Origin of the sequence: Bacillus sp. 0209A, from assembly GCF_036765095.1 — a bacterium.
In the GTDB taxonomy this organism is placed as follows: domain Bacteria; phylum Bacillota; class Bacilli; order Bacillales; family Bacillaceae; genus Bacillus; species Bacillus subtilis_G.
The window spans coordinates 185,938-200,579 of record NZ_JBAIZV010000001.1 but is presented as its reverse complement, the minus strand read 5'-3'; the positions used below and the strand labels follow the sequence as shown (position 1 = coordinate 200,579).

2 protein-coding genes (1 of these 2 running past the window's edge) are annotated in these 14,642 nt (G+C 46.7%); both read left to right on the top strand.

What is annotated here, in order from left to right:
* On the top strand, positions 1-968 hold the 3' portion of the coding sequence (locus V6D44_RS00650; protein WP_333516217.1) for an amino acid adenylation domain-containing protein. 14,179 nt of this gene lie to the left of the window's left edge; the window shows 968 of its 15,147 coding nt (coding positions 14,180-15,147); its start codon lies off the left edge, out of view; its stop codon occupies positions 966-968.
* On the top strand, positions 952-14,634 hold the full coding sequence (locus V6D44_RS00645; protein ID WP_333516216.1) for a type I polyketide synthase: 13,683 nt from the start codon (positions 952-954) through the stop codon (positions 14,632-14,634). The genes V6D44_RS00650 and V6D44_RS00645 overlap by 17 nt, the downstream gene beginning before the upstream one ends.
* Positions 14,635-14,642 lie beyond the last annotated feature (8 nt).

Below are 14,642 nucleotides of genomic sequence, written 5' to 3'. Positions count from 1 at the left end.
TAGCGGCTAATATTTCACAATTTTTCGATGTCCGCGGCCCGAGCGTTGTAGTAGATACAGCCTGTTCATCAGCTTTGGTCGGCATGAATATGTCCATTCAAGCTCTGCGCAGCGGTGATATTCAATCTGCTTTAGTCGGTGGTGTCAGCTTGTTAAGCTCAGATGCCTCTCACAGGCTGTTTGATCGGCGCGGCATTTTAAGCAAGCAATCATCCTTCCATGTGTTTGATGAGCGTGCTGACGGAGTTGTATTAGGTGAAGGCGTCGGAATGGTCATGTTAAAAACAGTAAAACAGGCTCTGGAAGACGGAGATACCATATATGCTGTCGTGAAAGCGGCCTCGGTCAATAATGATGGAAGAACGGCAGGGCCGGCAACACCTAATCTGGAGGCGCAAAAGGAAGTCATGAAAGACGCGCTTGCCAAAAGCGGGAAAAAACCAGAGGACATCAGCTATCTTGAAGCAAACGGGTCAGGTTCAATGGTAACCGATCTGCTTGAACTGAAAGCGATCCAATCGGTGTACCGTTCCGGTCACTCATTGCCTCTTTCTCTTGGCTCAATAAAGCCGAACATCGGGCATCCGCTATGTGCAGAAGGGATCGCCAGCTTTATTAAGGTTGTACTGATGCTGAAAGAGCGACGCTTCGTCCCATTTTTATCAGGTGAAAAAGAGATGGCGCATTTCGATCAACAGAAAGCGAATATCACGTTCACCCGAACGTTGGAAAACTGGACAGATTTGCGGCCTGCTGCAGCCATTAACTGCTTTGCCGATGGGGGGACGAATGCTCATGTCATCGTAGAGGCGTGGGAAAGAGATGAAAAACGCGCCATCAAGCGCAGTCCGATATCGCCTCCCCAATTAAAGAAACGCGCGTTTTCGCATGGCGAGTCAAAGCCGGAAGCGGAGACCTTAAAAATGGATACGGCAAACATATGGGATACTTATGAGGTGGAGGTCTAACGTGAAAAAAATAACGAAACAACTCACATTATCGTTAAAAAATCCGTTTATATATCACCATGTGGTTTACGGACAACATGTCCTTCCGGGATTGGCCTATATCGATATGATCTACCAGATATTCAGAGAACACGGCTACACCTGCTCAGAGCTTCAGCTGCGGAATTTATCCATCTATCAGCCGCTGACGGTGGGACAGGGTGCGGTAATCGCTCTCGATATCCAATGTGCGGAGACAAAAGAAGGAAAGTGGCAAATCACAGCCAAAGGCATTGAAAAAAGCGAAGGGAATGAAGCTTCAGAAGAAAAGCTCTATATGAAGGCTGATATGCATACCCACTCTCCTGCTGTTTTTGAAGAAACTCTGGATTTCAACCAGATCCAAGCAGCTGCGCAGAACGTTGTTCAGCTTAATGATGTATATGAACAATGCAGACGTCAGGAATTGGTGCACAGTGAATATATGAAAGCGAAAGGCTGCATCCATGAAGAGGAAGACGGCGTCCTTCTCGATCTTTCTCTCGGCTCGGAAGCCATGCAGCATGCAGAAGGCTTTATGTTTCATCCGACTCTCATAGACGGGAGCGGGGTGGGTGCCAACAATCTGCTCACATCTTTGCTTAAAGGGGAACAGAGGCTGTATTTGCCTCTGTTCTATGAATCCTTTTCCGCTTCAGCACTTTTGCAGACACATTGCATGACCAGAATTAAGCGTTCCTCTGTCCGTCAGGAAAAAGAGCTGATTTATGTAACACTTGAATTTTTCAATGCTTCCGGTGAAAAAGTAGCTGAACTGAAAAACTTCACAAGCAAACTAGTGCGTGAAGCAGAGCTGATTAGCGGAAAGCATCAGGATGCACAGGAGAAACAAGAGACAGGAAAGGACGCAGCCGAGCATACTCAAGCTGCAGATACGGTATCTTCATCCGGCAGTATGGATTCCTATGGCGGGGCTGAACAGTTTGTAAGCCAATTAATCGCAGACAAAATAAATAAACCGATCGAACAAATTGAAAAGCATGTCGGCTATTACCAAATGGGATTGAATTCATCAGGCTTGCTTGAAGTGGTAGAAACGATCAGTGACAAGATCGGTGAGAGCCTTTCGCCGACTCTCCTGTTTGAGCATACCACCATTGCGGAGTTGTCAGCGTTTCTTACCGAGGATTATGGTGAGCATTTTAGTGCCGCTGGTTCCCTTGATCAAATTGAAAGAGAACACGTCTCCAATAGCATAATCGGCGATACAATTGCCGAAGGACGGAGGACAAGCGGACGAACAGACTCTTCTCGTGTTGCATCTTTTGAGCAATCGGGCGACATTGCGATTATCGGCATGGCGGGCAGGTATCCGAAGGCAAACAATATTCATGAATTTTGGAACAATCTGAAAGAGGGTAAGGATTGCATTAGCGAAATTCCTGAGTCGCGCTGGGATTGGCGGCGATTTGAAGGAATCACATCTCCTTCAGGTAAGGACATTTCCAAATGGGGCGGATTTATTGACGACCCAGACTGCTTCGATCCTCAATTTTTCAGAATCACGCCGAGAGAGGCAGAGACAATGGACCCTCAGGAGCGGCTGTTTTTAGAAACCTGCTGGGAAACGATTGAGGATGCAGGCTACACGCCCAAGACTTTGGCCAAACCTAGAGGACGAAACAAAAGGCAGCATGTAGGTGTTTTTGCGGGCGTCATGCACAAGGATTATACATTAGTCGGCGCTGAAGAAGCATCAGCGGAAAATGTGTTTCCCCTCTCTCTTAACTATGCGCAAATTGCCAACAGAGTGTCTTACTTTTGTAATTTCCACGGTCCGAGTATGGCGGTTGATACGGTATGCTCCTCATCTCTGACCGCTGTACATCTGGCGCTGGAAAGCATTCGTCACGGTGAATGCGATGTCGCGTTAGCAGGCGGAGTAAACCTGTCCCTGCATCCTAATAAATATATGACATACGGGGTCTGGGATATGTTTTCCACTGACGGGCACTGCCGTACATTCGGCAAAGATGGAGACGGTTATGTACCGGCTGAAGGAATCGGTGCAGTTTTATTAAAGCCTTTGCACCAGGCGGAGGAAGACGGAGATCGCATTTATGCCGTCATTAAAGGAAGTGCAGTGAATCATGTGGGCACTGTAAGCGGCATTTCAGTGCCGAGTCCAGTTTCTCAAGCTGACCTTATTGAGGCATGCTTGGAGAAAACGGGAATTGATCCGAGGACGATTAGTTATGTTGAAGCGCATGGAACCGGTACGTCCTTAGGAGATCCGATCGAAGTGCAGGGGTTGGTGAAAGCATTCCGCCAATATACAGAGGATCGGCAGTTCTGTTCGATCGGTTCTGTTAAGTCAAACATCGGGCATGCTGAATCCGCCGCAGGGATCAGCGGTTTAAGCAAGGTTGCCCTTCAGCTTCACCATCAGACTCTCGTACCTTCTTTGCATTCAGAAGAACTAAATCCGTACGTGGATTTTGAAAAGTCTCCATTTTATGTGCAGCATGAAACAGCAAAGTGGAAGCTACCTGTTATTAGGGAAAATGAGAAAAACCCCCCTTATCCGCGCCGGGCGGGTATCAGTTCCTTTGGGGCGACCGGTTCAAACGCACATATTATCCTTGAGGAATATATTCCTCAAACAGCGGAGCATGGCGTTTCATTGCCGTCAGTTTCTGGCATGCCCGTTGTTATCCCGCTTTCTGCCCGTAATCAAGAACGTCTTCGTGTATATGCAAAACGTCTCTTGGATTTTCTTCATGATGGGATTCAGATTAGAGATTTGGCTTATACATTGCAGGTTGGACGTGAACCGATGGAAGAGCGGGTTGCTTTTGCAGCAGCCGACATTCAAGAATTGACCGGACAATTGAAGGCTTTTGCAGAAGGGCGCGAAACGATTCAGCATTGCTGGATGGGGCGAATGTCAAGAGGAAGTGATTTATCGCTTTCCGCCGAAACGGTACATAAATCGCTGGAACAAAGAAATCTCGATCTGATTGCGGAGCAGTGGGCCAACGGAGCTGCGATTGACTGGACCCTTCTTTACGAAGGAAAGAAACCAAAGCGGATCAGCTTGCCGACATACCCTTTTGAAAAGGTGCGTTATTGGGTGCCTAAAGCAGAGACAGTGACTCGTCTATCAAAAGGGGAAGGGCATGTCCTTCATCCTCTTCTGCATCAAAATGTGTCTGACATGTCGGGAGTACGCTTCCGTTCAACGTTCACAGGACGTGAATTTTTCTTTAAGGATCATGTCATTAAGGGCGAGCGGGTTTTACCCGGTGCAGCTTTATTGGAAATGGTTCGGGCGGCTGTCGAAAAGGCAGCTGGAGATCAGTTCCCGACAGGATTCCGACTTCGGAATATTGTCTGGGTTCGGCCGTTTGCCTTCACAGAACAGCAGAAGGACATACACATACGTTTATATCCTGAGAAAAATGGTGAGGTTGCATTCGAAATCTGCCAGGAGCCTGAAAGCGCAGAGAAGGCGCCGGTTGTATACGGACAAGGGAATGCAGTGCTTTGTGAGGTTGATGAACCTCCTGTAATAAACATTGAAGAACTGAAGGCAAACGATAATGAGCAGATTCTGTCACCTTCTGATTGCTACGAGGCTTATGCAGAAATGGGCATTCATTATGGTGACAGCCACAGAGCGATTGATAGCGTATATGCCGGCAAAAACGGAGTTCTTGCGAAATTGACGATGCCGCTTGTGATCTCCGGTACGCAAGACCATTATGTCCTACATCCGAGCATGATAGATTCGGCATTTCAAGCATCTATCGGTTTGAGGCTGGGACACATTACGAGTTTAGCAGGCAGAAAGGCAATGCTGCCTTTTGCCATACAGGATGTCCAAATCTTCAAAGGCTGCGAGATATCTATGTGGGCGCGGATCACATACAGCGAGGGCAGTGCAGCTGGGGATCGCATGCAGAAGCTTGATATCGATTTGTGCAATGAAGAGGGACAGGTTTGCGTGCGAATGAAGGGCTATTCTGCAAGAGTGTTAGAAGCAGATGCAGAAGATCCTTCTGAGACAATTGACACGCTGCTGTTTGAACACGTTTGGGAAGAAAATGCTCCTGCCGAGGAGCAGGGATTAATAGTATCCGAGACACATAAAGTCGTTATCTGTGATTTTGGAGAACAACTGGAAAGCATCCGAAATGATCTTGACTGTACAGTATTGCAGCATTATACAGAGGCAATTGATGAACGGTTTGAAGTGTATGCCGTACAGTTATTTGAAGAAATCAAGCAGCTGCTGCACTCGAAAACCGGGGGACATACATTCATTCAAGTGGCGGTGCCTGTGTTGAACGAGCCGCAGCTATTAAGCGGCTTAACCGGACTGCTCAAAACGGCTGAACTGGAAAACCCCAAACTGACTGGACAGCTGATTGAATTAGATACCGAGATGTCTAGTAGTGACCTATTCGAAAAATTGGAGGAAAACAGACGCTGTCCGCGTGACACGCATATTCGCTATTGGCGAGGGAAACGGTTTGTAAGCAAATGGAAAGAGGCTGCTGGCGAGCACTTAAGTGACATGCCATGGAAAGATAAAGGTGTTTATCTGATTACAGGCGGTGCAGGCGGCCTTGGCTCCATCTTTGCAAATGAAATCGCAAACCAAACGAATGATGCTGTTGTGATCCTGACAGGACGCTCTCCGCTCAATGAAAGGAAGCAGTCGCAGCTTCAAGCCTTACAGAAAGTGGGTATTCAAGCGGTTTACAGACAAGCGGATCTGACAGAGAAACGAGCTGTTAATGACTTATTAGAAGAGATCCAAAACGTTTACGGAGGCTTGAACGGGATCATTCATAGCGCCGGTATGATAAAAGATAATTTTATTATTAAGAAAAAGAAAGAAGAAGTTCAAACCGTGCTCGCTCCAAAGGTAGCCGGTCTGATTCATCTTGATGAAGCAACGAAAGATATTCCGCTTGACTTCTTTATCTTTTTTTCCTCAGGTGCCGGAGCAGTGGGAAGCGCGGGGCAGGCTGATTACGCAATGGCGAATGCATTTATGAATGCATTCAGCGAATATCGAAATGGCCAAGCAGCGCTGCACAAACGTTATGGAAAAACTCTTTCGGTGTGCTGGCCGCTGTGGAAAGACGGGGGCATGCATATTGATGCTGAAACTGCGAGGATGCTGACAAAAGAAACAGGCATGGTGGCCATGGAAACAGGGCATGGGATTCAGGCATTATACCATGGCTGGGCGTCAGAAAAGCCGCAAGTATTAGTGGCTTCCGGTGTTGCTAATCGGATTCGTGCATTTTTGTATGAAACGGGACATGGTCAAGGTGAATCCCAAAATACGAAAAAAAGAAATGGCAGTCAGGATACGGGAAGAGCAGACATTGTCCTAGGAGTCGATGAAGAGACATTGAGAGAAAAAGCGGAGAATTATGTGAAACAAGTGCTTTCTTCGGTTATCAAGCTGCCGGCCGGCCAGATTGATGCTGAAGCTCCTCTCGAGGATTATGGAATCGATTCTATAATGATCATGCATGTAACAGGTCAATTAGAAAAAGTATTTGGGTCTTTGTCTAAGACATTGTTCTTTGAATATCAGGATATTCGGTCATTAACCCGGTATTTTATTGATTCCCACCGAGAAAAGCTTCTGGACATCTTGGAAATTGAAACAGACAAACCTTCCGTTGCGGGAAATAGAAAAACAGTTTCAGAGCCAGAAAAGAGAGAAATTTCAGTTGCCCCAAGAAAGTCCGGATTCTTTCCTTTGCAAGAAAAAGGGCAGAAGCAGTCAAAAGAAAAGGAAACAGAGGAAATTGCAATCATTGGTATCTCTGGGCGCTATCCTCAGGCAGACAACATCAATGAATTGTGGGAAAACCTGAGGGACGGGCGAGACTGTATTACGGAAATTCCTGAAGACCGCTGGGATCATAGTCTCTATTATGACGAAGATAAGGATAAGCCTGGAAAAACCTACAGCAAGTGGGGCGGCTTTATGAAGGATGTAGACAAGTTTGACCCGCAGTTTTTCCATATTTCACCGCGTGAGGCAAAATTAATGGACCCTCAGGAGCGGCTATTTTTGCAGTGCGTGTATGAAACGATGGAAGACGCAGGATATACAAGAGAGCATCTCGGCCGTAAGCGTGATTCGGAGCTTGGCGGAAGTGTCGGGGTATATGTCGGAGCCATGTACGAAGAATACCAGCTGTATGGGGCGCAAGAGCAGGCGCGGGGCAGGTCTCTGGCTTTAACAGGAAATCCATCATCCATCGCGAATCGAGTATCGTATTATTTTGATTTTCATGGGCCGAGTATTGCTTTGGACACTATGTGTTCTTCTTCTTTAACCGCTATTCATTTGGCTTGCCAAAGCTTGCAGCGCGGAGAGTGTGAGGCGGCATTTGCGGGCGGCGTGAATGTTTCAATCCACCCAAATAAATACTTGATGCTTGGGCAGAACAAATTTATGTCCAGCAAAGGCCGATGTGAAAGCTTTGGAGAGGGCGGAGACGGCTATGTGCCGGGAGAAGGCGTAGGAGCAGTGCTTCTTAAGCCATTGTCTAAAGCTGTTGAAGATGGCGATCACATATATGGAATCATTAAGGGAACTGCCATTAACCACGGAGGCAAAACAAACGGTTACTCAGTTCCAAACCCGAATGCCCAAGCAGATGTGATCAACAAGGCGTTTGTGGAAGCGAAGGTTGACCCGCGGACTGTCAGTTATATCGAAGCGCACGGCACGGGAACCTCACTCGGAGATCCGATTGAAATGACAGGGCTGTCCAAAGTGTTTACGCAACGAACGAATGACAAACAATATTGTGCAATAGGCTCAGCCAAATCAAATATTGGGCACTGCGAGAGTGCGGCAGGTATCGCAGGCTTAACCAAGGTATTACTCCAAATGAAATACAGGCAGCTTGCGCCTTCCCTGCATTCAAACGTGCTGAATCCGAATATTGATTTCCTTAACTCACCGTTTAAAGTACAGCAAGAGCTAGAAGAATGGAAGAGGCCGATCGTTTCTGTCAATGGAAAAGACATTGAATATCCGAGAATCGCAGGCATCTCTTCATTTGGCGCCGGGGGAGTAAATGCCCATATTTTAATAGAAGAGTATGTTCCGAAGTCTGAGCAGGAACGTTCGCCAGCGGAGAAACAGCCGGCTGTCATTGTGCTCTCCGCAAAAAATGAAGAAAAACTTCAGAAACGGGCGGAACGATTGCTGCATGCCATTCGTGAACAAAGATATGCTGAAGCAGATTTGCACCGAATCGCCTATACCCTGCAAGTCGGACGTGAAGCGATGAATGATCGTCTGGCGTTCGTTGCTGAAACGATGCAGGAGCTTGAAGAAAAGCTGACTGAATGTATTTCCGGTACAGAAGATCGTGAATATATCTTTCGAGGACAAGTGAAACGCAACAAAGAAACCATTGCCGCTTTTGCCGCTGATGAAGATATGTCAAAAACAATTGAGGCATGGATGCAAAAAGGAAAGTACACGAAGGTGTTAGACCTTTGGGTAAGAGGCTTACGTATCGACTGGAACACGCTCTACCAGGATCAAAAACCTCGGCGCATCAGTTTACCCGCCTATCCTTTTGCAAGAGATCGCTATTGGGTAGAAGTTAATGCAACAAAGGCTGAGGAAAAAAGAACGGTGGAACCACCCGTTCCGGTACAGTCCGTCATTCAAAAGCCGTCTATAGACAGGGAAGCCAGCGGCAAGCCTGCCAATATCACGTTACAGCCTTTAACAGCCAATCAGGATCGTTTGCAGCGAGCAGCATCTCCGCTTCCATTAGATACAGAAACAGAGATGATCTCGGCGGAAGAATTGTGCAATGAACTGACGGCGAGCTTAGCGGAAGTGCTGTACATGGATCAAAGCGAGGTTGATCCAGACGAAGCATTCATAGATATCGGAATGGATTCGATTACCGGGCTCGAATGGATAAAAGCCATAAATAAACAGTATGGCACATCACTAAATGTCACCAAGGTTTATGATTATCCGACAACACGTGATTTCGCTGTTTACTTAACGCATGAGTTAAGCACACAAGCTGGAAAGAAAACAGCAGAAAGCGATGCTCCGAAGCAACCGGAGACGTATGTGCCGATGAAACAGAAAACAGCAGCACCTGTTGCTAAACCGGATAATATCACCCTGCAGCGGTTTGAGCACCATCAGCCGTTGCAGGAGGAACCTGCAGCAACCATTCGATATGCAGCAGCTGAAATATCCGCATCAAGCCAATATAATGGGGCAATTGAAACGCTGCATGAAGAATTTAGAGAAAGCATCGCAGACGTGTTATTTATGGAGCCGCACGAGGTGGATATTGATGAAGCATTCATTGATATCGGAATGGACTCGATTACCGGGCTCGAATGGATAAAAGCGGTGAATAAGCAATATGGCACGTCTTTTTCAGTCACTAAAGTGTATGATTATCCAACGATACGTGATTTTGCCGAGATGCTAAAGTCTGAGCTTGGAACGCATCTTAATAGAAAACAAGAAATGAAAGATCAACATAAGGTCTCTGAAGCTGTTAAACAGCCGGCAGAGCGTCCGCTTCAGTCCGTTCAATACCCAATAAAGAAAGAACCTGAGAAGAAACCGGCTCCTATTCATCAAGATCACCGGGAGGATGCAATAGCGATTGTCGGGATGTCGGGAAGGTACCCGGGCGCCAGGAATGTAAGAGAGTATTGGGATAACCTGGTTCATGCGAGAAATGCGATTCGGGATATTCCAACATCACGGTGGGATATTGACAAATTCTATGATCCTGCCCTGAACAAAAAAGGGAGAGTCTATTGTAAATCAATGGGGATGCTTGATGATATTGAACATTTTGATCCGTTGTTTTTTAATATTCCGCCATCAGAAGCTGAACTGATGGACCCACAGCATCGAATATTTTTGCAGGAAGGCTATAAAGCCTTTGAGGACGCTGGATATAACGCCCGAACATTAAATGAGAAAAAATGCGGCGTTTATCTCGGCATTATGAGCAATGAATATGGGGTCATGCTGAATCAGCAGGCAAGGGCAAATGCCACCGGTAACAGCTTTGCGATCGCCGCGGCGCGTATTCCGTATTTTCTTAATTTAAAAGGGCCTGCTATTCCTATTGACACCGCATGTTCATCTTCATTGGTCGGCACACATTTAGCGCGACAGGCACTCATAAACAAAGAAATTGATATGGCGCTGGTTGGCGGTGTCAGCTTATACCTGACGCCGGAATCTTACATCAGTATGTGTGAGGCCGGCATGCTTTCACCTGATGGGCAATGTAAAGCATTTGATAATGGTGCGAATGGTTTCGTGCCCGGCGAGGGTGCGGGTGCGCTGGTACTAAAAAGGCTGAAAGATGCAGAAGCGGACCGTGACCATATTTACGGCATCATCATTGGCTCAGGTATTAATCAAGACGGGAAAACAAACGGAATCACGGCACCGAGTGCGAAAAGCCAAATGGATCTGGAAAGAGACATATATGAAACATACGGCATACATCCTGAGAGTATCAGTTATGTAGAAATGCACGGCACCGGAACAAAACAAGGTGATCCAATTGAATTAGAGGCTCTGTCCACCGTATTTAAAGAAAAAACAGACAAAAAGCAGTTTTGCGCAATCGGTTCCGTCAAAAGCAATATTGGACATACATCTGCGGCGGCAGGAGTAGCCGGTGTTCAAAAGGTGTTGTTGTGTATGAACCAGAAAACGCTGGTGCCGACATTGAACTTCACGACACCGAATGAGCATTTTCAATTTGAACATTCGCCTTTATATGTAAATACAGAGCTGAAGCCTTGGGAATCGGCCGATGGAAAACCGAGAAGAGCCTGTGTCAGCTCTTTCGGATATAGCGGGACGAATGCCCACATCGTGTTAGAAGAATACCAGGCTGAAAAGAGGAATGATCGACTGACAAAGCAGCATCATTCAACATTATTTGTACTCTCAGCGAAAAAAGAGCAGCAATTGAAGGCCTATGCAAAAGAAATGAAAGATTTCGCGAATTCAAATGAAGAAATCAATCTGGAGGATATGGCATATACACTTCAGACGGGCCGGGAAGCGATGGATTATCGGCTGGCGTTTTTGGCGGATTCCAAAGAAGCGGTTATCAAAGCTTTAGGTGATTATGTAGCGGATGTGCCAAACAGCAGCATATTTTCCGCTCACGTGAAAACGAAGAAAAGCGAAATCAAGCTGTTTGAAACAGATCATGATGCCAAAGCATTGCTGCAAACATGGATAGAGAAGAAAAGGCTTGATAAAGTAGCGGAATTATGGGTGAAAGGATTACAGGTCGATTGGAATGGGTTTTATGGAGATCACAAGCCTCGCCGAATCAGTCTGCCTGCTTATCCGTTTGCAGAAGAGTATTACTGGCTGCCAAATGAAGAAGACAAGCCTGAAAACAGCGGTTTGGCAGTGCCTTACTCCGAGCCAAATACTAAGCATTGCTTTCTGCACAAGCAGTGGCAGCACTGTCAGATTGAACCGGCAGAACGTACGAATCAAACCGTTGCCATATTAGCAAACGAGGAGACAATGGCATTAGCGGAAGAGCTTTCGAAGTATTTCTCGAATTACCGTATATTTGACAGTCAAGAGCTCGATCATGTATCTTCTGCTGACTTTGAACATATCTCTGGAGCAGTCGATCTGATCGGTTGCGGAACGAGACATGAGCAATCTTTAAGCTGGATAAACTGGCTTCAAAAGCTAATCGAACAAGGACGCACAAGCAAGCATCATTTGACGATCTTGGGTGTAACGAAGGGGCTGGAGTCTTTCGAAAATAAAGCTGTTCGTTTATCCGGTGCTTCACGAGCCGGTTTATACCGCATGCTTCAAAGCGAGTACAGCCATCTTACATCAAGACATGCAGATATGGAGTCTGCAACTTCCCATGGGGAGTTGGCCAGACTGGTTGCAGACGAGTTTTATGCTAATAGCACAGAATCTGAAGTCTGTTATCGAAACGGCCAGCGGTACCGCGCATATTTGGCAGAGCAATCAGCAGATACAGCAGGTCTTTATCATAAACAAGTATCGTTTTCAGCAGACAAAGTCCTGCTTATTACAGGCGGGACAAGAGGTCTCGGTTCGTTGTGTGCCCGGCATTTTGTGAAAATATACGGCGTTAAGCGCCTGGTCCTCATCGGCCGAGAAGAGCTGCCTCCGCGTGATCAGTGGAATTCAGTAAAAAATGTCTCGCTCGCGGAGAAAATAAACGCCATTCAAGAGCTAGAAGCCATGGGTGCGGAAGTTCAAGTGCTGTCTCTGGACCTGACCGATTCGTTTGCCGTTGAACAGAGCCTGAAGACCATACACGAAACAATGGGACCGGTTGGCGGCGTTATCCATTGTGCCGGGAAGGTGAACAATCATAATCCGGCATTTATCAGAAAATCACTAGAAGAAATCGAACAGGTGCTTGAACCGAAAGTCGAAGGCCTGCAAACGTTGTTTGATCTGCTGAAAGACGAATCATTGGCGTTTTTTGCCTTGTTTTCATCTGTTTCAGCGGCCATCCCTATTCTTGCAGCTGGACAAGCAGATTACGCGATGGCGAATGCTTTTATGGATTATTTTGCAGAGGCCCATAAAGATAAATGTCCAATTTTCAGCATTCAGTGGCCTAACTGGAAGGAGACCGGTTTAGGTGAGGTTCGAAGCAAAGCTTTAGAACAGACTGGATTGGTGAGCTTGACAAACGGTGAGGGATTACAGCTGCTGGATCAGATTCTATCAGATACACGGCATGCTGTCGTACTGCCGGCGATCCCGGATACAAACGTATGGCAGCCGGACAAACTTATACAGCCGTCAATGCCTGTTGAAGCTCTCTCACTCCCTGAGACAAAAGAGCAAGACAGCACTCACAACCTGTTCGGTGAAACAGTCGAATGGCTCGTAACTCTTTTTTCAGATGAACTGAAGATAGCAGCTGAAGACTTTGAAACGGATGAGCCTTTCCAAGAATACGGAATCGACTCGATTATATTGGCTCAACTAGTACAGCAGATGAATCAAACATTAAATGGAGATATTGATCCATCGATTTTGTTTGAATATCCGACAATAGAATCCTTTGCAAACTGGCTCATATCAAAACATGACGTATCAGCTGTTTTACACCGAAACGTTTCTGAGAAACAGACACCTGTCAAGGCGCGATCGTCAATGAAACAGGCACCCATGCCAGAACAGCAGCCGCAACAGACCAGTCATGAGAAAACGGCGGGTCTTGCAGAAGATATCGCCATCATCGGACTTACTTGCAGATTCCCTGAAGCGGAAACACTTGAGGCATACTGGGATTTAATTCGGGATGGACGGGCTGCGATTAAACCTGTACCGCCTGAACGATTCGGGCACTCCAGCTCGAATTACGCGGGCCTCATTGATAATATGAACCAATTCGATCATGATTTCTTCATGATGTCCGAGAACGATGTCAGAGCGATGGACCCTCAAGCTTTGGCCGTATTGGAGGAAAGCCTGAAGCTGTGGTATCACGCCGGCTATACGGAAAAAGAAGTGAAAGGCATGAAGGCTGGTGTTTATATAGGAGGCCGCAGCCAGCACAAGCCTGATCCGTCCAGTCTTTCAAAAGCAAGAAATCCGATTGTGGCTGGCGGACAAAACTATTTAGCAGCTAACATCTCGCAATTTTTTGACTTAAGGGGACCGAGTATTGTGCTGGATACTGCTTGTTCCTCTGCACTGGTCGGACTGAATATGGCCCTTCAAGCTCTGCGGAGCGGAGATATTGAGGCAGCGGTTGTAGGCGGCGTCAGTTTGCTTGATGCTGATGCGCATCATATGTTTCAGGAACGCGGACTTTTATCTGACAAACCGTCATTCCATATGTTTGATAAGCGGGCAGACGGTGTCATTTTAGGAGAAGGCGTGGGTATGGTTCTCGTTAAAACCGTCAGCCAAGCACTCGAAGACGGAGATTCCATATATGCAGTCATTAAAGCCGCAGCTATTAACAATGACGGAAGAACAGCAGGCCCATCTTCACCGAATCTCGAGGCGCAAAAGGATGTCATGCAGACAGCGCTTGGAAAAAGCGGCAAAAAGCCTGAAGAGATCAGTTATCTCGAAGCGAATGGCTCGGGATCAGCGGTGACAGATTTACTTGAACTGAAGGCCATTCAAGCCATTTACCGTTCCGGTTCAAAGGCGCCATTAGGGCTGGGATCAGTGAAACCTAACATCGGCCACCCTTTATGTGCAGAAGGAATAGCGAGCCTGATTAAAGTGGCTTTAATGCTGAACCATAGACAATTGGTTCCCTTCCTGTCAGGTGACGAAAGCATGGCGCATTTTGATATAAAAGAGACCGATTTGTATTTTTGTAAATCGCAAGCCGAGTGGAAGGAGACAACACCGGCTGCGGCAATCAATTGTTTTGCCGATGGCGGCACGAATGCCCATTTGATTGTGGAAGCCTGGAAAGAATCGGGTGAGCGTTTAATCAGAAGAAAACCTTTGCCTCTGCCGGAATTAAGCCGGCAGCCCGTTTTAACAGAACCATCAGCTCAAACCGCGCAGAAAAAAGTGCTTTCAGACACAGGGGCTCCGAAAGAAATGTTTTGGAAAACTTTCAAATAAGAGAGGAG

Excerpts from the sequence above, each read along its gene's own strand:
- V6D44_RS00645 (WP_333516216.1), top strand. The coding sequence starts at position 952 with ATGAGGTGGAGGTCTAACGTGAAAAAAATAACGAAACAACTCACATTA.